24 protein-coding genes are annotated in these 20,253 nt (G+C 61.8%); all 24 read left to right on the top strand.

Annotated elements, in window-relative coordinates:
- The first annotated feature begins 3 nt into the window (after nucleotides 1-3).
- The 24 genes from sctN to RGM2987_RS10500 all read left to right on the top strand — a co-directional run bounded on the left by sctN (nucleotide 4) and on the right by RGM2987_RS10500 (nucleotide 20,201).
- Nucleotides 4-1,290: a type III secretion system ATPase SctN gene (gene sctN, locus RGM2987_RS10615; RefSeq protein ID WP_348529633.1), complete on the top strand. Its 1,287-nt coding sequence runs from the start codon at nucleotides 4-6 to the stop codon at nucleotides 1,288-1,290.
- Entirely contained in the window at nucleotides 1,274-1,729 is a 456-nt protein-coding gene (locus tag RGM2987_RS10610; RefSeq protein ID WP_245140594.1) for a type III secretion protein, read from the top strand. The genes sctN and RGM2987_RS10610 overlap by 17 nt, the downstream gene beginning before the upstream one ends.
- Entirely contained in the window at nucleotides 1,726-2,571 is an 846-nt protein-coding gene (locus tag RGM2987_RS10605; protein WP_245140591.1) for a type III secretion effector protein, read from the top strand. Before RGM2987_RS10610 ends, RGM2987_RS10605 begins: the two co-directional genes overlap by 4 nt.
- A complete protein-coding gene (locus RGM2987_RS10600; protein ID WP_245140589.1) occupies nucleotides 2,568-3,485 on the top strand; it encodes a FliM/FliN family flagellar motor switch protein in 918 nt (305 codons plus the stop codon). The genes RGM2987_RS10605 and RGM2987_RS10600 overlap by 4 nt, the downstream gene beginning before the upstream one ends.
- Nucleotides 3,478-4,134 (top strand): EscR/YscR/HrcR family type III secretion system export apparatus protein, encoded by a 657-nt coding sequence (locus RGM2987_RS10595; RefSeq protein ID WP_245140586.1) that lies wholly within the window; start codon nucleotides 3,478-3,480, stop codon nucleotides 4,132-4,134. The genes RGM2987_RS10600 and RGM2987_RS10595 overlap by 8 nt, the downstream gene beginning before the upstream one ends.
- A 9-nt stretch (nucleotides 4,135-4,143) precedes the next feature.
- Nucleotides 4,144-4,398: an EscS/YscS/HrcS family type III secretion system export apparatus protein gene (locus RGM2987_RS10590; RefSeq protein ID WP_109751523.1), complete on the top strand. Its 255-nt coding sequence runs from the start codon at nucleotides 4,144-4,146 to the stop codon at nucleotides 4,396-4,398.
- 3 nt (nucleotides 4,399-4,401) lie between these two features.
- Complete coding sequence (gene sctT, locus RGM2987_RS10585) at nucleotides 4,402-5,205, top strand: type III secretion system export apparatus subunit SctT (protein WP_245140584.1); 804 nt, start codon at nucleotides 4,402-4,404, stop codon at nucleotides 5,203-5,205.
- Complete coding sequence (locus RGM2987_RS10580; RefSeq protein ID WP_245140583.1) at nucleotides 5,180-6,214, top strand: EscU/YscU/HrcU family type III secretion system export apparatus switch protein; 1,035 nt, start codon at nucleotides 5,180-5,182, stop codon at nucleotides 6,212-6,214. The genes sctT and RGM2987_RS10580 overlap by 26 nt, the downstream gene beginning before the upstream one ends.
- A 295-nt stretch (nucleotides 6,215-6,509) precedes the next feature.
- Complete coding sequence (sicA, locus tag RGM2987_RS10575) at nucleotides 6,510-6,992, top strand: type III secretion system translocator chaperone SicA (protein WP_245140581.1); 483 nt, start codon at nucleotides 6,510-6,512, stop codon at nucleotides 6,990-6,992.
- Nucleotides 6,993-6,994: 2 nt separating this feature from the next.
- Nucleotides 6,995-8,764: a type III secretion system translocon subunit SctE gene (gene sctE, locus RGM2987_RS10570; RefSeq protein WP_245140579.1), complete on the top strand. Its 1,770-nt coding sequence runs from the start codon at nucleotides 6,995-6,997 to the stop codon at nucleotides 8,762-8,764.
- A 75-nt stretch (nucleotides 8,765-8,839) separates the two neighbouring features.
- Nucleotides 8,840-9,868, top strand: a complete 1,029-nt coding sequence (locus tag RGM2987_RS10565; RefSeq protein WP_245140577.1) for a cell invasion protein — start codon at nucleotides 8,840-8,842, stop codon at nucleotides 9,866-9,868.
- Nucleotides 9,869-9,881: 13 nt separating this feature from the next.
- Entirely contained in the window at nucleotides 9,882-10,979 is a 1,098-nt protein-coding gene (locus RGM2987_RS10560) for an IpaD/SipD/SspD family type III secretion system needle tip protein (protein ID WP_245140575.1), read from the top strand.
- A 20-nt stretch (nucleotides 10,980-10,999) separates the two neighbouring features.
- Nucleotides 11,000-11,278: an acyl carrier protein gene (locus RGM2987_RS10555; RefSeq protein ID WP_245140572.1), complete on the top strand. Its 279-nt coding sequence runs from the start codon at nucleotides 11,000-11,002 to the stop codon at nucleotides 11,276-11,278.
- Nucleotides 11,279-11,540: 262 nt separating this feature from the next.
- Nucleotides 11,541-12,722, top strand: a complete 1,182-nt coding sequence (locus RGM2987_RS10550) for a winged helix-turn-helix domain-containing protein (protein WP_245140570.1) — start codon at nucleotides 11,541-11,543, stop codon at nucleotides 12,720-12,722.
- A complete protein-coding gene (locus RGM2987_RS10545) occupies nucleotides 12,719-13,213 on the top strand; it encodes a transglycosylase SLT domain-containing protein (protein ID WP_245140567.1) in 495 nt (164 codons plus the stop codon). Before RGM2987_RS10550 ends, RGM2987_RS10545 begins: the two co-directional genes overlap by 4 nt.
- 284 nt (nucleotides 13,214-13,497) lie before the next feature.
- Complete coding sequence (locus RGM2987_RS10540) at nucleotides 13,498-14,664, top strand: PrgH/EprH family type III secretion apparatus protein (RefSeq protein ID WP_245140565.1); 1,167 nt, start codon at nucleotides 13,498-13,500, stop codon at nucleotides 14,662-14,664.
- Nucleotides 14,665-14,671: 7 nt separating this feature from the next.
- Nucleotides 14,672-14,932 (top strand): type III secretion system needle filament subunit SctF, encoded by a 261-nt coding sequence (sctF, locus tag RGM2987_RS10535; RefSeq protein WP_245140562.1) that lies wholly within the window; start codon nucleotides 14,672-14,674, stop codon nucleotides 14,930-14,932.
- Nucleotides 14,933-14,990: 58 nt separating this feature from the next.
- Nucleotides 14,991-15,299 (top strand): type III secretion system inner rod subunit SctI, encoded by a 309-nt coding sequence (gene sctI, locus RGM2987_RS10530; RefSeq protein ID WP_245140560.1) that lies wholly within the window; start codon nucleotides 14,991-14,993, stop codon nucleotides 15,297-15,299.
- A complete protein-coding gene (locus RGM2987_RS10525; protein ID WP_245140558.1) occupies nucleotides 15,296-16,018 on the top strand; it encodes an EscJ/YscJ/HrcJ family type III secretion inner membrane ring protein in 723 nt (240 codons plus the stop codon). Before sctI ends, RGM2987_RS10525 begins: the two co-directional genes overlap by 4 nt.
- On the top strand, nucleotides 16,005-16,571 hold the full coding sequence (locus tag RGM2987_RS10520) for a secretion system protein (protein WP_245140556.1): 567 nt from the start codon (nucleotides 16,005-16,007) through the stop codon (nucleotides 16,569-16,571). The genes RGM2987_RS10525 and RGM2987_RS10520 overlap by 14 nt, the downstream gene beginning before the upstream one ends.
- The gene (locus RGM2987_RS10515) at nucleotides 16,543-17,244 is read left to right on the top strand and encodes an oxygen-regulated invasion protein OrgB (protein ID WP_245140553.1); all 702 of its coding nucleotides are present in this window, start codon (nucleotides 16,543-16,545) and stop codon (nucleotides 17,242-17,244) included. Before RGM2987_RS10520 ends, RGM2987_RS10515 begins: the two co-directional genes overlap by 29 nt.
- Entirely contained in the window at nucleotides 17,228-17,671 is a 444-nt protein-coding gene (locus tag RGM2987_RS10510; RefSeq protein ID WP_245140551.1) for a hypothetical protein, read from the top strand. The genes RGM2987_RS10515 and RGM2987_RS10510 overlap by 17 nt, the downstream gene beginning before the upstream one ends.
- A 41-nt stretch (nucleotides 17,672-17,712) precedes the next feature.
- Nucleotides 17,713-19,083: a hypothetical protein gene (locus RGM2987_RS10505; RefSeq protein ID WP_245140549.1), complete on the top strand. Its 1,371-nt coding sequence runs from the start codon at nucleotides 17,713-17,715 to the stop codon at nucleotides 19,081-19,083.
- Nucleotides 19,084-19,181: 98 nt separating this feature from the next.
- Nucleotides 19,182-20,201, top strand: coding sequence for a quinone-dependent dihydroorotate dehydrogenase (locus RGM2987_RS10500; RefSeq protein ID WP_245140547.1), 1,020 nt, complete (start codon nucleotides 19,182-19,184; stop codon nucleotides 20,199-20,201).
- Nucleotides 20,202-20,253: the final 52 nt, after the last annotated feature.

The raw sequence follows: 20,253 nt of genomic DNA, 5'->3' as shown, positions 1-20,253 counted from the left end.
GATATCCCACTCGTATTGGAACGATACGGCGCCCATCCCTTGCGCCTGAGTGGCCCATTGATCGAAGCGGCATTGACGAACGTGGTGGTCGGTGAGGTCTGTGAAGTGCGTCGCCACTGGCATTTGCCCGAGGTGACGGCCAGGGCCCAGGTGATCGGTTTCAAGCCTGGGTCAGTCCTGCTCAGTCTGCTCGGCGATGCCAAGGGTTTGTCCCGGGAATCGATGATCGTGCCCACCGGCGCAACCCTGCAACTGACTTGCAGCGACGCCTTGCTCGGCAGCGTGGTTGATCCCCAGGGCACGGTGGTCGAGCGCTTGGCGCCGTCGACGGCGGTCGCGCAACGGGACTGTCCGGTGGACGCCGACCCGCCGTCTTACCAGCAGCGGCGGCCGGTGGCCGAGGCCTTGCACACCGGCATACGGGTCATCGACGGCTTGCTGACCTGCGGCGTTGGCCAGCGCATCGGCATTTTCGCCGCTGCCGGTTCCGGCAAGACCACCTTGATCGACATGCTGATCGAGCACACCGACGCCGAGGTGTTCGTGATCGGCCTGATTGGCGAGCGCGGGCGTGAGGTGACCGAGTTCATCGCGCGCCTGCGTCAGTCGCCTAAGCGTGGGCGCTGCGTGGTGGTGTACGCGACATCGGATTTTTCCTCGGTGGATCGCTGCAATGCGGCGCTGCAAGCCACCACCATCGCCGAATATTTTCGCGATCAGGGGCGGCGCGTGGTGTTGTTGCTCGACTCCTTGACCCGCTACGCCCGCGCCCGCCGCGACCTGGCCCTGGCGGCCGGCGAGGCGCCGGCGCGGCGCGGCTATCCGGCCTCGGTGTTCGATGCCTTGCCGCGCTTGCTGGAGCGACCTGGAGTGACGGCTTCGGGGAGTATCACGGCCTGGTACACCATCCTGTTGGAAAGTGACGATGAGCCGGACCCGATTGCCGAGGAAATCCGCTCGATTCTCGACGGCCACGTCTACCTCAGCCGCGCCCTGGCGGCCAAAGGGCATTACCCGGCTATTGACGTGTTGCGCAGCGTCAGCCGCGTGGCAACGCAGGTCACCACGCCACAGGTCCAGCAACTGGCGGCGTCGACCCGAGCGCTGCTGGCGCGTCTGGAACAGCTGCAGGTTTTCCTCGACATGGGTGAGTACAGCCCGGGCGTCGACGCCGCCAACGACCAGGCAATGCAGCGTCGCGAAGCCCTCGATCAATGGCTGCGCCAGCCAACCAGCGAACGTTGTGAGCTGGACGAAACCTTGCGCAGGCTGCATGAACTCGCTGGCTGAGCGGCGGCGCCTGTTGGCGTTCAGTCACTTGCGTTGCCAGCGCGGCGAACAGGCTGTATTGCGTGCCCGGCAGCAGTTGCAGCCGCTGCTGCTGGAACGCTCTGGCTTCGACGAACAGGAGGCGGCGTTGCAACGCTTGTTGGCAAGTCACCGGGCCACCGATTGCGTGCTGGACCACGGACAACTGCTGGCGCTATTGCGGACCCAGGCAGTCATTCGCCGACGGATCGACCTGTTGCGCGTCGAGCGTGACCGGGTGGATCAGCGATATCGGGCCGTTGAACAGCACGTGCTGCAGTTGCGTGAACAACTGCATGAGGTGCAGCGAAAACACGACAAGTACGAACACGCGGTCCGACAGGCGTTGCGCCTGCAACGACTCGAGGCGGTTCGCCGGGAAGAACGGGAGTTGGAAGAGATGATGAGGGTGCGGCGATGAAAGAGTTGTCTCCGCTGACGGCTCGACCGGTCCAGGCCCTGGACCCGGTCGATGATGACCCGATGGATGAGTTGCACGACAAGCTGGTCCCGGCGCAGGAGGATCAATTGCCACAAGGCGTGTTGGACCTGGTGGTTGCGCTGATTCGACCGCATCGGGCCGCGCTGCAAGCCGCTGCTGCACTAGCCTGGCCTTCGACGAGCAGTGCTCAGGGGACAGAGAACGCCGAGCCCGATGGGGCGCGACCGAGTGCCTCGGGCGTGAAGCCTGTCCCTGTTCCGTCAGCAGGCTTGCCGGTCGATCAGTGGATGCAGCCGCCGGTGCCGCAACGCTTGGACCTTGCCTTTTCCATCGGCGAAAAAACAACGCCATCTTCGGTGCTGTCTGAACCAATGCCGTTGGATTTGTCGAGCGATACACAGGTGCGGTTATCGCCCGGCGTCGATGAGCCTTTGCCCCAAGCGCCGGCGAGTTTCCCGGGGGGGCGCCATGCGCGGTCGGTTGTATCCGCCGTCGTCACGTCTCCCGCGATGTCTCTGGCGCAACCGCTCGAACCCATGGCCGAGACGTTGCCCACGCCAGGGCGCGGATGGCTGCAAGTACCGTTCGACAATGGGCTCGCCAGCGGTCAGGTGACAATCAGTCGGGCCGTCGAGGAGCCCCCCCGGAACCTGACCCTCAGCCCCAGCAATGCCCAGGTCCTGGAACAACTCAGGGAACCTTTCGCGCAAGCTCGCGAGCCCGCCTGGCGCCTGGCAGAGCGTGATGGCGAGCAGTCGCGCCACGGCGCCCGCCAGCCACCGGATGAGGACCCGGATGAACAGGCCGGGTCCTTCCCATGAGTGAATTGAAGCTGCGCCGGGTCGATCCTTTGGCTCACGCGCATGCCCAGGCCATCCAACGCTGGCGGCATGCCGGCAATGACGCCGGTTTGGGCACGCTGCCGGTGCGACCCGGTTACTTGCGGTTCTGCGCCGAGGGCGATAGCGGGTGCTGGCATGGGTTGGTCATGGCGCGGGATTGGCTGCATCAATCGTTGCCGGCGCTGCATTCGTTGCTACTGCGCGAATGCCCATTGCCAAGCATCGTCGAGTTGTTTCGCACGGTGGCAAGACCATTGCCGTTGGCGGTGGACGAGTTGCGTTACAGCAGGCTGTCGGACATCGAACCGGTGGCCCCGACGCAACTGCCGACTCACGAAGTGCCCTGGCTCCAAACGTCCCGGGGCAGGCTCTGGCTGACGCGGTTACCAATCCCGGTCGCGACGCCCGCGCCCCTGAAGCTCGATCCGTGGTTGAACAGCGTGCCGATGCGCCTGGTGCTGATCCTGGGCGCCAGTCAGCTGAGCGTTGCGGATCGAATACGCCTGGCCGAGGGCGATGTCCTGCGCATCCAGCAGCAAACCCGCCACTGTCTGTTGGCCGAGCGATGCCTCGGCGTCTTCACCTTTACTCAAGAGGGTCTACACATGCAATCGAGCGATGCCAGTCCTGAAGGGGCGCCGCCGCCGACGGTCGATATCGACTTGGGCAGCCTGCCGGTGCGTCTGGAGTTCGTGCTGGCGACCCACGAAGTCGATCTCGCCAGCCTGGCGCAAATCATCGCCGGGCAGTTGATCCCGTTGCCGGAGGATGCCGCGCAACACATCGAAGTCCGCGCCAACGGCAAGTCTGTCGCCCAGGGCGAACTGGTGCAGCTGGACGGGCAACTGGGCGTCGAGCTGCTGAAGGTCTATCGGAGCAGCGCCGGTGAATGACGTCTCGTTGATCGCGCTGCTGGCGTTCGCCTCGCTGTTGCCGTTCCTGGTGGCGGCGGGCACCTGCTACCTCAAGTTTTCCATTGTGTTCGTCATCGTGCGCAATGCGTTGGGCTTGCAACAGGTGCCTTCGAACATGGCGCTCAATGCGATTGCCCTGATGCTCGCAGTGTTCGTCATGACGCCGGTGGTCAAGCAGGGCCATGACTACTACAAGACCGAGGCGGTGAACTTTACCGACATCGAGTCGGTGGTGGATTTCGCCGAGAACGGCCTGGGCAGCTACAAGGATTATCTGCGCAAGTACACCGACCCGGAGCTGGCGCTGTTTTTCGAGCGGGCCCAGGCGTTTCAAGGCGAAGAAGACCTCGGCTTGCCCGAGGATGAACAGCTGTCGCCGTCCCTGTTTGCGCTGCTGCCGGCTTATGCGCTGAGTGAGATCAAGAGCGCCTTCAAGATCGGTTTCTACCTGTACCTGCCTTTTGTGATTGTCGATCTGGTGATCTCCAGCATTCTGCTGGCGCTGGGCATGATGATGATGAGTCCGGTGATCATCTCGGTGCCGATCAAACTGGTGCTGTTTGTCGCGCTGGATGGTTGGGCGCTGTTGTCCACCGGTCTGGTCAAGCAATACCTGACCCTGGTGTAGGCGCACGCGATGAACGAACTGGTGTATGCCGGCAACAAGACGCTGTACCTGATCCTGCTGATGGTGGCGTGGCCGATCATTGTCGCCACGGTGGTCGGCCTGGTGGTCGGGTTGATCCAGACCGTGACCCAGTTGCAGGAGCAGACACTGCCGTTTGGTTTCAAGCTGGTGGCGGTGGCCGCGTGCCTGTTTTTGCTCTCGGGCTGGTACGGCGAGACCCTGCTGGATTTCAGCCGTGAAGTCATCCGCCTGGCGCTGGGCTAGACGATGTCGGTGACGTTGTTTTTCGATCTCTATGCCTGGTTTGCTGCGGCCATGCTGGGCGTGGCGCGGCTGGCGCCGATCTTTTTCATGTTGCCGTTTCTCAACAGCAGCGTGCTGACCGGAGTCGTACGACAGGCGGTGATGGTGCTGGTCGCGCTGGGGTTCTGGCGGTACGTCGACCTGCCGTTGCCGGCCCTCGACCCCATGGCGTTCCTCGGTCTGGTGCTGCGCGAGGCGAGTATCGGCGTGCTGCTTGGAACCCTGTTGTGCTGGCCGTTCTGGGTGTTGCATGGCATGGGCAACCTGATCGACAACCAGCGCGGGGCCATGCTCAGCAGCACGGTGGATCCGGCCAACGGCGTCGACACTTCAGAGCTGGCGAATTTTCTCCAGTTGTTCGCGGCGGCGGTGTATCTCGAAGGCGGCGGCATGCTGTTGATGCTCGAGACCGTCGCCCGCAGCTACCAGATCTGTTCGCCGGCGCAGGGCTGCGAGCTGCACCTGGCCGCCTTGCAGGGCTTGCTCGACGGGCTGGTGGGCAAGACGCTGGTGATCAGCGCGCCGGTGGTGGCGGCGTTGCTGATCAGCGAGGCATTGCTCGGCTTGCTGTCGCGCTATGCGCCACAGATGAACGCCTTCTCCGTATCGCTGACCGTCAAGAGCCTGGTGGCGCTGCTGGTGCTGATGCTGTATTTCGGCGTGCACCTGCCGGATGAAGTCCTGCGCATGGGCGCCACCTCCGGTGCGTTGGCCGATTATCTGGGCAGTGGGGAGGACGGGCATGTCGTCCAGCGCCTCGAAGACTGAAAAACCCACCGCCAAGCGACTCAGGGATGCCGCACGCAAAGGCCAGACGTTCAAGGCCAAGGACCTGGTCATCACCTGCCTGACCCTGTGCGGCATCAGCTACATGGTGTTCAACAGTTCATTGGGTGACGTCATGCAGGTCTACCGGCGGATCATCGCCAGCGACTTTGACGCTGACCTGCAAGCCTACTCGGTGATGCTGGTGCTGGTCGGGCTCAAGGCGCTGCTGCCGTTGCTGCTGGTGTGCGCCTTGACCAGTGCGCTGCCGGCGCTGCTGCAAAGCGGTTTTGCGTTAGCCAGTGAAGCGCTGAAACTGAATTTCGGCGCATTGAACCCGATCAATGGCTTCAAGAAGCTGTTCAGCCTGCGCACGGTCAAGGACACGCTCAAGGCCCTGTTGTACCTGGGCAGTTTTGCCCTGGCGCTGTGGATCGTCTGGGTCACCCAGCGGCAATTGCTGTTCGCCCAACTGTTCGCCCAGCCAGCGGCGCTGTTCGAGATCTGGGGGCATTTGCTGCTGGTACTGGTGCTGGCCTTCCTCGGGTGCGTCCTGCTGATCGTCGTGCTCGATGCGCTCAGCGAGTACTGGTTGTTCATGAAAGACCAGATGATGGACAAGGACTCGGTCAAGCGTGAACACAAGGAGCAGGACGGCAACCCGGAGATCAAGGGACGCCGCCGCGACCTGCACAGGGAGCTGTTGTCGGAGCAGGTCAAATCCGACGTGCGCAACTCACGCATGATCATCGCCAACCCGACCCACATCGCCATCGGCGTGTACTTCCGCCCGGAAATCAGCGTACTGCCGTTCATCTCCCTGATGGAAACCAACCAGCGCGCCCTGGCTGTGCGGGCGTATGCCAGGGAAGTCGGCGTACCGGTGATCCACGACATTGCGCTGGCCCGCCGCATCTTCAAAACCCACCAGCGCTACAGCTTTCTCCAGGTGCAGGAAGTCGAAGAGGTGCTGCGCCTGCTGATCTGGCTGGAGCAGGTCGAACAGGCGTGATCAAAAGAAGGGACGACGGGGACTGGAACTTGCACCACCCCCGTGGCGAGGGAGCTTGCTCCCGCTGGGCCGTGCAGCGGCCCTTATAACTGGCGGCGCGGTGGGTCAGATTGATTGAGTGAGTCACAACGAGGGCTGCTGTGCAGCCCAGCGGGAGCAAGCTCCCTCGCCACAAAAACAGTGTTCGACAGTGGTGGTGCCAAGGTGGATGAGCGCTATTTGGCAGCGTGGCTGGCTGCGTTTTTGGCTCAATGCACGGGTCAGCGAAGCTGGCATTTTTTCAGGAGTGTGGCCGATGAGTCGCAACAACAAACAAGACGAGCAGGTGGCGCTGGAGGTCGTGGACGCGGTGCTGGGTGGCGCGGCGTTGAAGGATGTGCAGGGTCTCAGTGACGACCATATGGACGGCCTGTATGCCTTCGCCTTCCAGTTCTACGAACAGGGCCGGCTGGACGATGCGGAGAAGTTCTTCCACTTCCTGTGCATCTACGACTTTTACAACAGCCATTACTGGATGGGACTGGCCGCGGTGCACCAGCTCAAGCAGAACCACCAGAAGGCCATCGACCTGTATGCGATTGCGTTTGCCCAGGGCAAGAACGACTACCGGCCAATGCTCTACACCGGCCAGTGCCATCTGGCCCTGGGCAAGATCGGCAAGGCCCGGCTGTGTTTCGAATACGTGCTCGAACAGGCCGCCGAAGACGATCTGCGCGAGCAGGCCAGGGTGTATCTCGACACGTTGGCCAATATGGAACCGCATTGTTCGGAGGACTGAACATGACCGACATAGGCATTACCCGTAGCCCCCTGTTCCCGGGTGGAATGAGCCGCACCGAAGCTTTTGAAAAATACGGCCCGGCTGCCAGCAGGGCCGCCAGGACCACGGATTATCAGGAGGCCGGTCGCAAAGCCCTGGCGGACTTGATGTCAGTGAAATACGAAGGCCGCGCCAACTCGTCCGTCCCCGGCATTGGTCGGCCGGTGCTGCACGCGCCGCCGCCACGGGCCGACGGCGATAAACAGCAAACCAATGGCGACCTGTTCACGCTGTTGATGGCAATGATCAGCGAGCTGATCGGTGAGGTCGACGTCAACAAATTGAAAAACCGCCTGGCGATGCTGCAGAGCATGGCCAGTGCCAGGCAGCAGGGCCAGGCCAACCTGTCGGCGGAGTACGCCGCGGCTGTCCAGGCGCTGGCCGATGCCGAGGGCCAGCTCGGGAGCAGTCAGGAACAGCTCGACCAGTTGCACGAGCGCGTCCTGCATTTTCAGGGGCTGCTCGCCGAGAGCGAGGCGCGACTGGCGCAGCTCGATCCCGAATCGCCTGAGTACGCCCAGGAGCTGGCCCGTCGCGAGCAACTCAAAGGCGAAGTGGCGAGTCATACCCAGGCTTTCGACACGGCCGTGGATGCGCACGTGAAGCTGATCGAGGTCGCCAATGCCTTCGCCAGGACGTTGAGCGGGGTCGTCGCCAGAGTGGTGGTGTCCAGCGTCAGTGGCTCGGCCAATAAGGAAACCGACGAAAAAGCTCTCAGCAGCAGCGCCCTGGCGTTGCTCAATCGCCTGAAGATCATCGAGTTGCTCGGTGAGGCGGCGCAGAACAAAGAGGAACTCAGCCAGGAGCTGTTCCAGGAGTTGCAAGCCAAGCTTCAGGAGCACATGAAGCGCGAGTCGGACAAGTACCTGGAAGAAGTGCGCAAGGCCGAGGCTTTGCAGAAAACCATGGGCTGCATCGGCAAGATCGTCGGGGCGATAGTGGCCGCTGTCACCATCGTTGCCGGGGTCATGACCGCCAACCCGGTGCTGATCGCAGTGGGCGTGATCGGTGCGGCGGTGATGATTGCAGACGCGGTGGTCCAGGAAAAAACCGGGGTGTCCTTCATGGCCGAGGCGATGAAGCCGCTGACCGTCGTCATGCAGGAAGCCATTAAGCGGTTCTCCGAGATCTACACCCAGTTGTTGATAGAGATGGGCGTCGATCCGGAAAAGGCCAAGGAGATCGGGCACATCGCCGGCATGATCCAGGGCGTTATCTCGACGCTGGCCGCTGTTGCCCTGGTGGCGGTCGTCGGGGCGCAGGTGATCGGGCCAATGGTCGGCGCGGTCGCCTCGAAACTGGCCTCTGTTGCCTCCCAGGCCGCCCCCGCCGCGATGCAAGCCATGAGGCAGGTGGCGACATCGGTCGGCAACACCCTGACCCAAATGCTCACGCAACTGCGCGGGTTCATCACCAACGGCGCCGATGCAGCCAAGCTGGCCGGTTACGCCGTGAAGCTGGAAATCGCCCAGGCTGTCACCGAATTCGGTCATGTCGCCGCGCAAGGCGCAATGCAAATCAAAAGCGCCCACCACCAAGCCCAGGCGGCCGTGCATCTGGCGGATGTGCGCGTGCGCATGGCGATCAGCGAGGAAATCAGCGCCTATCTCACTCAGGTGGTCGAGAACTACGGCCAGGCGATGCAGGAACGAACCCGCCACATCGAACAGGTATTCGCCGACCTGCAACGCAGCCATTCCGTCAGCCTGCAAATGGTCCGGCATGTTTGAAATCACCAATGATAGGTACCTACGATGAGCGCTATCGACACTACGAACAGGCATGTTTTCGCCCTCGATGCAGGGATGAGCGAGTTAGTCGCCCAGGAGCAGTATTCGAAACATCTCAAGCCGTTTTCAGGCTTGTCGGTGTCTGCCGAGGCCGTCGCCAGACAGGTCCTCGATCATTCCGGTGCTACGGTGCCTTCGGCAGCGGAACTGGAAAGTGCAATCAGCGCTTACCAGCCCACCGAGTCGGACTGGCAGGACTTCCTGGCGGCATCAACGATGCTCAGCGACGAAGCGCGCAACGAGCTGATTTTCGACCCCGGCGCCTGGGAAAAACACGCGAATGTGTTGGTGGCCGCGATCATCGCGCTGAACATCGCACGCGTCGCCAACGCGCAACTGCGCGGTCATTTCACCGTCATGGCGTCCGATGCGGCCAAGGCCCAGGGCAGGGCCATCGTCGAGACCGGCCAGGCGGCGTTGCACAGCGCGATTACCGCAGCCGTGGTGTCCGGCGCCGTCGCGGGTTTCGCCATGGTCAAGACCCTGCATGGGCAGACCCTGAAGCACGCCGACATCGATTTGCACAGGCGCAACGCCCTGGACGCCGGCAACCTCGAACGCGACCTCAAGCTGCAACGCCACCGGGAGGACTGGGACCCCAAGACCACCTACAAGATCAACACCCTGGATGATTTCGCCCGTCCGACAACCGTCGATTTCAACCCCAAGGGCGCCACCCTGACGCCCCAGGAACAGGCCTGGTTCGACAGCGAAATGCTCAAGGCCCAGAAGGTCGCTCAAACCTCCGACTGGCTGAGCCAGATGGGCAGCAAGGGCATCGAAAAGAAGTTGGAAATCGGCCGCGCCCTCAGCGCCATGTCGATGAGCCTGAGCCAGGTGGTGGCGAACGTGGTGCGCCTCACCGAGCATGCCGCGCGGGAGAAAGAAGTGCTGCAGCAAAGCGCGCAGAACAGCCAGAAAAGCCTGGCCGATGAAGTCGCCCAGAAAGACGCGGCCGAAGCGGCGTTGTTGCAAAAGCTGATGGACATGGTGATGCAGCTTTTCCAATCGCGCAGTGACGTTATTCGCGCTGTGACGGCTTGAGCAGGAGAGAAACATGGAAATCACGAAATTCATACCGACGCCAGTCGTATTGCTGCCCAACGTAGACGCTATGGTCGATGCGCCGTTGCTGTCGGAGATACCCGCTGAGATTCAAACGGTCAGCTCCCTGACGCAACTTCTTGATCGGTCCATGAATGCAATGAATCGCAGTCTCGCCAATATGCTCAAGAGCCCATTCAACGCCAAGTCACTGGAAGGCATGACCACCGAGTCCGTGGCGCAACGGTTTATCCCGGAGCTTCTCGAGCAGATCCACGCCAAGCGCGATCGCGCGCAAATGTGGGCCCAGCGAGCCCACCAGTGTTGTGCGGTGATGAGCCACAGCATGAAGTCCACGCTTCTGGACGAAAGTCGAATGCGTCAGCTCAACGATGAACAAGGCGAAATACTGCGCAGCCTCAAGCAAGCCTTGGAGCGGGATAAACCTCTCGAAATAGCGGAGGCCCTGGATGTCGGGATCAATTCCTCCAATGACTTCTTCGAGAAACTGCTGGAGCTGATCGACCTGATCAAGAACGGCTACCTCGCCGGCTACGAACACATCATCGCCGCCTATTCGGACTTCTTCGCCGACTTCAACGCCGAAATCACCGCGCAGATGAAGGACTGGATCGAAGGCGCGAACGACGGCAAGGACGTCAAGCTCGATGCCGGTGCCTTGCGCGCCGCCCTGACCCGGCTGATCGACAAATACAGCCATCCCAACCCGGCCTCCGTGCTGTTCCCGAAACCCGGAGAAGGCGGTGCCAGCAAGGACGAAGCCGAGAAATGGCTCAAGGCCTTGGGGCTGCCCGGCAGGTGTCTCAAGCCAAACGCCGACGGCACCTGGTGCGTGGTCATCGACCTCGACCCGCTCACCCTCATGAAGGAAGGCCTGCCCGCCAGCGGCGGCATCGTGACCTGGGACACCGCCAAGTACAACCAGTGGCAGACCGGCTTCAACGCCCAGGAAGAACGTATGAAGAACCTGCTGCAGTCGTTGACCCAGAAGTATTCGAATGCCAACGCCTACCACGACAACTTCAACAAGACGCTGTCGGCTCATTTGAATCAGTTTGCGGATATGTTGCGGGCGATGTTGAATTTCTAGTCTATGAGGTGCCCTGATAAATGACCCCATTGGTTGATAAAACGCGCATCGAGACGAAGGTGATCGAACTGCTTTGCGCTCATTTTTCGACGCATCGAGGGGCCATGACCGCCCGTTCGCGTCTGGTCGAGGATTTGAATGCCGATTCCGTGGATCTGGTGGAAATCAGCATGCTGATCGGCGAGGCGTTTAACCTGGATCTGCCTTCGGATGAGGTGGCAGGGTGGCAAATCGTTGCTGACATCACTCGTTCGATTGCGGATGGGTATCGTCGAAGTCCTGTTGAATTTCCCAACTGAGTTTGGTGCCAGTTACAAATTCCTGCCTACAGTTCGTGTCGTGGTTTCCTACGGCAACGAGATAAAAGGCCCTACGGAATCCCCCCACACAACTTCCTATAGTCACGCAGCTCGCCATCCCGAGCCTGTCCACCCGGCAGGCTCGATCGCGCTTCAGTCACTTTCTATAGGGAAGTCTCAGAGTATGGACAGTACCACTGATCGAACGCCGGGCAGGTCATTCGTTTTTGACCACTGGCTACTGCAAAGCGATGGAACGCTGATGCGAGATGGACAAGGAGTTCATGTTCCACCTAAAGAATTGCAGGTCCTGCGTTTATTGCTGAGTTCGGCAGAGTCCGTCGTCAGCAAGGACTCTCTGCTGGACCATGCCTGGCCGCGGATGGATGCGGCGGAGGAGTCATTGACCCGCTGTATCTATGCGCTGCGCAAGTTGTTCAAGGACAACAAGGATTACATCGCAACGGTGTATGGCCAGGGGTATCGGTTCACTCGACCGGTGGTAGTACTCGATACGCCGGAGCCGGTGAAGGCAGTGGCGCCTTCACTGGCGGTTCTGCCATTTCGCAACCTGGATGAGACGGCGGCGCTGGATCTGCAGGACAGGGTAATCCGACAGTTGAGCACCGCGTTTGGCGAGACGTTGCATGTGATGCCTTCAGGGGTGATCGCGGCATGTGGCGCATCGGCAACTGCGCATTCGTTAGTCGGGCAATTGTCGGCGGATTATTGCTTGAGCGGACGCTTTATCGGCTCGGGCGGGCAGCGACATTGGTCGGTGGAGTTGATTCGTGGCAGCGATCAGGCGCTGCTCCATGGGCAGACGCTGGACGCTCATGATCCTGGCGAGGCCTTGGGCGCATTGACGTGCCTGGTGGCCCAGCGCGTGGCGGGCTTGCGCCCGATGGGTGACCGTTGCGGGTCTTATCCCGTGGCAGTGGCTTATCTCAGTGGCTTGTGCAGCGTGCAACAACACACGGCGCAGAGCCTGCGCGATGCCGCCGTGCTGTTCAGGCAATGTATAAAGCTCGATGCCGGCTACGCGCCGCCCTGGTGCGGTTTGGCGGATGTGTGGTTGGGGCAGGCGATGATGAATCCGGGTGACCAGGAGCGGGCCATCGAACAGGCACATTCGGCTATTTCCAAGGCATTGATGCTGGACCCCGGCAGCCTCCCGGCATTGACGCGCCTGGCCTTGCTCACCAGTTTGCGTGGCTGCGAGCAGGCGGCCGAGGTGTTGTTCCGGCGCTGCCTGTTATCCGCCGATCGGGCCGACGTGCTGTACTTTCAGGCCTGGCATCACTGGATCTGGGGGCGTAACCAACAGGCAGCGCGAATCATCGAACAGTGTCTGGAGCATGATCCCGATTGTGTCCGGGCGCAGGTCCTGCAGGTGCGCATCGACGCACAGCTGGCGTGGATCGGCGAGCGACGCCTGGCATGACGAGACGCACATCGAAGTGGCGGTTCCTGCCGATTTGTCTTGGCCTGGGCCTTGGCATGAGCCAGGCCCATGCCTGGTGCTGGAGCAGGGCGGGGCAGTTGCATGCCATCGAACCCGCGCTGCTCCAGGCCATTGCCGATGTGGAGTCAGGACTGAAACCGGACGCGATCAACCACAATCGCAATGGCACCCGCGATATTGGCCTGATGCAGATCAACAGCATCCATCTGCCCCGCTTGCGCGCTCGGGGCATCACCGAGCAGCGTCTGTTGGAAGAGCCGTGCCTGTCGGTGGAGGTCGGCGCGTCGGTGCTGGCCGAGTTCATCGCCCGCTACGGCTACAACTGGACGGCGGTCGGCGCCTACAACGCCGGCAACTCACCCCATCGCCAGGCCGCGCGACTGCGCTACGCGCGCAAGGTCTGGCAGCGTTATCAGGTGTTTATCCAGGGCCGGCCAGGGCGACCTGCAACCGATGCATGGGGTGGATAGCCCCCTGTGGCGAGGGAGCTTGCTCCCGCTGGGGCGCGAAGCGGCCCTAGAACCTGGCGATGCGGTTTGACAGCCTGTTGAGTGTTTTTTGGGGGCTGCCGTGCAGCCCGACGGGAGCAAGCTCCCTCGCCACGAGATGCCTGCCGCAAGGCCATGGAATGTCATGAAAAGGTCGGCTCGGGATTCTGATCGTTCGCTGTGCACCACCGGCAGATTTCGATCAGGAAGGCTGCCTTCGGACTTTCTACCATGGCGGCTCATTTGACTGCCCTGGAGTTTGGACGGTGACAGTCCCGACGGCCCTCACGCTACAGCCCTGCGTCTTGCGGATACTCAATGGCCCGTTGCAGGGCTGCGAGTTCGCGCTTGGCGAAGGCAGCACATTGTTCGTGGTCGGGGCGGTGGAGTTGTTGGGGGAGGGCGAGCTTTCAGCCAGTGTGCCTGCCGAGGCGATTTTTGTTCCGCTGGAGACCGGTGGCTGCAACTTTGAGGTGCTGGCCGATCAGGCCACGGCGGACGGCGTGCCGCTGCGGCTGCTCGGCGACTCGGTCGAGATTCGCCACGCTGCCTTTCAGGCCAGGGTCCAGGTCGGTGGCCTGCACATTGCCCTGCGTCCTGAGAACCAATCCTGGGTGCCTGATCTTTTCCAGCAACCACGCGGCGCGTCAGGCGAAGCCGCGCTGATCCCATGGCAAAGCCTGCGTAGCCGATGGTTCGCCTGCGCCTTGGCGCTGTCGGCGTTGCTCGTTGCGCTCAGCTACTGGTCGATGCCAGGGCCGGCGCCTGAAGCCGATATACGCGCGCTGATCGCCGGTGTCAGTGCCCAGGTACTGGGCGGACGCGACGGGGCGGTCTACGTCTTTGTTTCTTCCGAGCGCGCTGCCGGCTGGAGCCGACAGGTGCTGACGCGTCACCGCAACCTGGACGGCAAGGTGCTGTTGATGGACCAGGAGCGTCGTCGGCTGGAACAGGTGCTGGTCGACCATGACCCGCGACTGGTCTGGCATAACCTCGATCTCAAGGACCCATCGCTGCCACGGCTGGTGCTCAGCCGCCAACGCAATCTACTCACGCCCGTGAGGCAGGCAACGTTGCTCGATGCGCTGCTGGCGGCGGCGCCGTATGCCGGTGATATCGAGGTGCAGATGCAGGATGACGGTTTGCTGGCCGATCTGGCGCAGGCCGGTTTGCAGCGTCTTCCACTGGCTTTCCGCCGGCTCGAACATCGCGACAGTGTCACGTTTGCCATTGAGGGTGACCTGCAGGATTCCGAACTGGCCGCCGCCCGGCAATACGTCAGCCACTTTTACCGGCAGTGGGGTGATCGCTACGTGCATTTCGCTGTCGGGCTCAAGGACGACGCGCTCAAGGGCAAGTCGTTTCAAACCGGCCCTCAGGGCTACGTCAAGACGGGGTCCTCGTCCTGGCATTTTCTAGATCAGACAGAGTAGGTGACGCATGGCTGGTATCGGACTCCCCATCACTTTTCCCGATGATTTTCTCGGCGAGCAGGCCGCGGCATTCGAAGAAGGCGCGAAGAAGCTCAAGGAAGCCTTGGATGAAGCGCTGGACAAGCTGAAAAACGATGCGTCTGACCCTGGGCTGCTGGCGGCCTACCAGACGGCATTTTCCTCGTACACGGTCTTTCGCAACGCCCAGACCAACACGATCAAGGGCTTCAAGGATATCGACATGGCGATCATCCAGGCGGCGCGCTGACGTTTTCTCTTTCGGCTGGCCATCGCTCGTGACGATGGCCCTTTCAGGAGTGCACCGTATGCCTTTACAAAGTCTTTATCCATCGGCCATCGAGCGGTTGGCCGTCGTTGAATTGCATGGCCCCCAGGAGGGATCGATCGTTTCGCTGGAGTCGCGACTGATCGACAGCTATGCCCGGTCTGCCGTGGAGAGCGGGCAGGACGTCTCGGCGATTGGTGAGTTACTGCGCCGCCCCGACATCACCGACCCTGACGTGTTGGCCCGCTTGCAGGAACTGACCGGGCAGTACAACGTCGACATCAACTTGCTCAACGTGCTGGTGCGCAAGGCCGTGGGCACGGCTGAAACCCTGATGCGTGCGTCATGAAAACAGCTGTGTGGTGGTTGCTGTTGTGCCTGGTCCTGGTGGGGTGCCGCCAGCCAAACCTGCTCGAAGGGTTGGATCAGCAACAGGCCAACGAAGTGCTGTCGGTACTGCAACGCAACAACATCGCGGCGGTGAAGGTCGACGCCGGCAAAGCCGGTTATACGGTGAAAATCGATCAGGCGGATTTCTCTGCCGCCGTCGATCTGCTCAACCTCTATTCATTGCCTTCACGGCCACGGCTGGAAGTGGCGCAGATGTTTCCCGCCGACTCCCTGGTGGCTTCGCCTCGCGCTGAAAAAGCCCGGTTGTACTCGGCCCTGGAGCAGCGCATCGAGCAGTCGCTGGGAATCCTCGAAGGGGTGGTCTCGGCGCGGGTTCATGTCAGTTACGACCTGGAGGCGGGCGAAGGCGGGCGCAAGGCACCGCCGGTGCATCTGTCGGCGGTGGTGTTGCATGAGCGTGATGTCGAACCGCAGTTGCTGATCACCGACATCAAGCGTTTTCTCAAGAACAGCTTCGCTGCGGTGGAATACGAGAACGTTTCGGTGGTGCTGTCCAGGCGCTCACCCACCCAGCATGTTGCGCCGACGGCGGGGGCCAGGCAGGGACAGGCGTCCTGGCCGTGGATGCTGGCGGTGTTCAGCGGATTACTCGCGGCGGGCGGCGCAACCTGGGCCTATCGCCAGTCCAGCATGGGGCGGCGCGATGGCGGACGTTGAGCGCTTGCTGCAAATATACGCCGACCCATTGGCTTATCTGCACCCCCAGCGCTTGGTCATACCGGCCGGATTCGACGGACCCGCTGCGCGAGGCCTGCTCAATCGGATCGTGCTTGAGGGGCTGGGGCTGCAACGGCCGTGGCCTTCGGTGCCGCTGACAGGCGTAGCGAAGCAATGGGTACGACACTGGTGCCGGTTGCCCTATGTCGCCTTGCTGATGGGTGCCTGTCGCTTGCTGCCCGAGCTGGCGCGAGGTGCGGCACTGCTCAGCCTGCCCATGCCGGTGCGCCGGTTTGCCGGCCTGCCGCTGGGGGCTGGCGGCGGCCTGCCAATCGATTGCTCGCCGGTTTCAATCGAGCAGGTCGAAGCGGCGGGCCTCAATGCGCTGTGGAGTTGGCACGGGCAAATTCCCGCCCCATTGCTGGAGCGGCTGGTCTTGCAATTCCCCGAACCGGTGGTTCGCCTGCATCGGCAACGGCCGGTGACTTCTCCTGATCCAGCCCTGTTCTTTCTGGCGGTGCAGCATGCTCGACTCTATCCGCTCCCTGAGTGACTTGCCCGTCTGCGAGGACGTGCGCCTGGCTCGCGAAGACATCGCTGCCGCACGTCGCCGTCATGCCTTGCAAGTTGAGGCCCGGCGTCGGGCGTGTGAGTGCATAGAACAGGCCCAGCGCGATGCCGATGCGCTGCGTGCCCAGGCATTTCAACAGGGCTATGCCGAAGGCATCCTGCGTGCCACCGGGCACTTGGCCGAAGGCTTGCTGAGCGCGCACTCACTGGGGCTGCAATTACGCAACGCGCTGGCCCAGGCCGCCCGGGATCTGCTCGCCCAAGCCCTGGAGCAGCCCCAGTGGCTGGACGAAATGCTTGCGCGTTGGCTGGCCGCGCAACCGGGCGAGACTGGCGCGGTACTGCACCTGTTGTTGCCGCAGCATTGCCGAGCACGAGGCGCTGAGTGGCGCGAACGCCTGCGTACGTTTTGGGCCGGCGACCTGCTCGTGCACTACCACCCGCACAACCGCTACGTGTTGCGCCTTGGCGATCAGTTGCTGGAGTTCGACGTTAAAGCCACCCGGCAACGGCTGGAGCCCCGCTTGATGGCGTGCATTGCGCAGTTGCCGGAGACGGTTCGTGTCCTCGACCAAGGGGCGATGAGGGCGCTTCAGGACTTGTGCTCAAGCTTCACCGGACAGGCAGCCGACGCGATGCATGACCATGAAGATTGAATCGACTACAGCTCCAATCGCCTTTGAGCGCGGCGCGGACTTTTCAATGCAGAGCCTGGAGTCGCGCCTGTTGGCGGCCCATCAGGAGACGAGCCAGGGCAAGCGCCCGGATCCTGAGTTCGAGCATCTGTATCAGATGTTGCTGGCGATGGAAGGGCAGGGTGAGAAGGCCATCCATGAATTCCTCCGCGCCTTGCGGGGAGCCGATGGCGAAACCGCAGCCTATCCCACCGCCCAGGCGCTGATGGCGGTCACGCTGCAGGTGCTGGTTCGATTGAAGGAGCAGGGGTTGGAAAAGTCGCAGCTTTACCAGGAGGTCAGCGGTGCCAATGGGCTGGCGTTCGCGCTGGACCTGTTTGTTAAGGGGTTTATGCGGGATGTGTTTCAGCCCATCGGGGATGAGGCTTGGGAAAAGAGTGAGTGGTGAGGAAGTTTTGATGGTTTATACGACAATAAGGAGAAACAACCATGCAAATTGGACATGGGGCAGGCAGTCCTACGGGTGCTGCCCGAAACGACTTTGTTTCATCTTCAACCAGCTCGGTAGAAACATCAGCGACGCTTGACGCTGAACTGCTGGACACTACGGATTTTCAATTGGACCAACTGGGGTCACCTAAGCACGTCGCAATGGGTTTTGTGCATCTGGGTAATGCAATGGCGACTTCGCTGGAGGAACTCTCAGCAGACCTGGGACAGCACGATCGCGATATAACCGATCGGATTGCGCAATTTATCGAAACCGGTGAGAAGCTTCACGAGCCTGACAGCAATGCAATTTTTGATTTAGTAAATGAAAGAGCCAAAGGCTGCGAGAATCGTGAAGATCGCTTGAAGGCAGTGCTTGAGGCTGGCATGGAACTGCTCGAAGCCGCCAAAGGGCCGGGGCTCAATCTGCTGAATGTCGCCGGGAACACGGGGGTAATCATTGCGCTGGCCACCGGGTTGCGCGAATACGTTAGCTATCTCGTCGAACACGCTCTGCGCGAGGGTGATACACCTGAGGCCACGCGGGCATGGGCGGCTGTGGCGCTGGCAATGACGGGGCCAGCGTTGACGCTGATGGGGGCTATCCGCAGGGAGGTCGCAGGGGAGGCGAGCTGGAAGTCTCGGTTGGGAAGTTTGTGCATAGCGTCTGCTGCGCTGGGAGGCTGTGTCGCGGCCGTTCTCACGGGAGCGGCTTCAAAGCTTTTCCCTGCAATGGCCGGCGGAGTCGTCTACATCATGGCCCGAGCGCTGGCTCAATCCTTTTTCCCTTTGAAAGACAACGCAGGTCCGGCGAACGCAGCGTCAACCGCCGTCACAGCAGCGGCTTATGGCGCGTTTCAATTTGCGTTGGCAGAACTGGCTAAGGTCATGCCATTGAGTGGGCCTGCCAGGGCTGCGGAGGCGCTGGGTCACGATTTCGGGGCGGACGCTATCAAAGCCGGGCTCAATGCGCTCGGAATGGTAGCCGATGTAGCTACCTTGATTGTCTGCAAAAGTTGGCATGTGCTATCCCCCAAGCCGGGGCGGGATTCGGTCTTTTTTGATCCGGAGTCTTTACGACAAGTGGCCCTGGAGGTGCGCGCTGGTGTTCAGTGGCCTACCAGGACTCAATTGGCCGATGCATTCGTGAATGTGGCGGGGGTACGCCTATCGTTTGGTCACGCTGTCAGCCTGGTCGTAGGTGCGGCAGGGGCGTTGTTGAGTGAGTCCGAGATCGGTGAGGATACCCAGGGCCATCTTCTCAATGGCTGTTTCGTCGTGATGATGATGCTTCTTTACTTTCCACTCATCTTTGCCAACTTGAAGCAAACCAGCAACACTTACGCGCTGCAGGAAACGACCACGGCTTGATCCAGTCCCGAGAGCGGGCAGCCATCGGCTGCTCGCTCCCATCCCTTCACCCCGGCTATAATCCGCGCCTCATTTCTTCGAACGAGTCAAACCCGCCCATGTACACCCTGGCCCGTGAGCTGCTGTTCAAACTTTCCCCGGAAACCTCCCACGATCTGTCCTTGGACCTGATCGGCGCGGGTGGGCGGCTGGGGCTTAACGGCTTGCTGTGCAAGGCCCCGGCGAAGGTGCCGGTGACGGTCATGGGCCTGCAATTCCCGAACCCCGTGGGGTTGGCCGCGGGATTGGACAAGAATGGCGCGGCCATCGACGGGTTCGCCCAGTTGGGCTTCGGTTTCGTGGAAATCGGCACCGTCACCCCGCGCCCGCAGCCGGGCAATCCCAAGCCACGGCTGTTTCGCCTGCCGCAAGCCGAGGCGATCATCAACCGCATGGGGTTCAACAACCTGGGTGTGGACAACCTGCTGGTCCGCGTCGCAGCGGCCAAGTACCAGGGCGTGCTGGGGATCAACATTGGCAAGAACTTCGACACGCCGGTGGAGCGTGCCGTCGACGATTACCTGATCTGCCTGGAAAAGGTCTACGCCCACGCCAGCTACGTGACGGTCAACGTCAGCTCGCCGAACACACCGGGGCTGCGCAGCCTGCAATTCGGTGACTCCCTCAAGCAACTGCTGGCCGACCTGGCCCAGCGCCGCGCAGCGCTGGCGTTGACCCATGGCCGGCACGTGCCGCTGGCAATCAAGATTGCCCCCGACATGACCGATGAAGAAACCAGCCAGGTCGCCCAGGCCTTGATCGAGACCGGCATGGACGCGGTCATCGCCACCAATACCACTTTGGGTCGTGAAGGTGTCGAAGGGCTGGAGCATGGCGACGAGGCGGGCGGGTTGTCCGGCGCGCCGGTGCGCGACAAGAGCACCCACACCGTGAAGGTGCTGGCCGCCGAACTGGCGGGGCGCTTGCCGATCATCGCCGCCGGCGGCATCACCGAAGGGCGCCATGCCGCCGAGAAAATCACCGCCGGGGCGAGCCTGGTGCAGATTTATTCGGGCTTCATCTACAAAGGGCCGGCGTTGATTCGGGAGTCGGTGGATGCGATTGCGGCGTTGGGTTGATTCGACGCGCCTGTAAGGGTGAGCCGTACCCCTGTGGCGGGGGAGCTTGCTC

The sequence above is a fragment of the Pseudomonas sp. RGM2987 genome, from assembly GCF_022952855.1.
Taxonomy (GTDB): Bacteria; Pseudomonadota; Gammaproteobacteria; order Pseudomonadales; family Pseudomonadaceae; genus Aquipseudomonas.
This window is presented reverse-complemented; position numbering and strand designations above follow the sequence as displayed.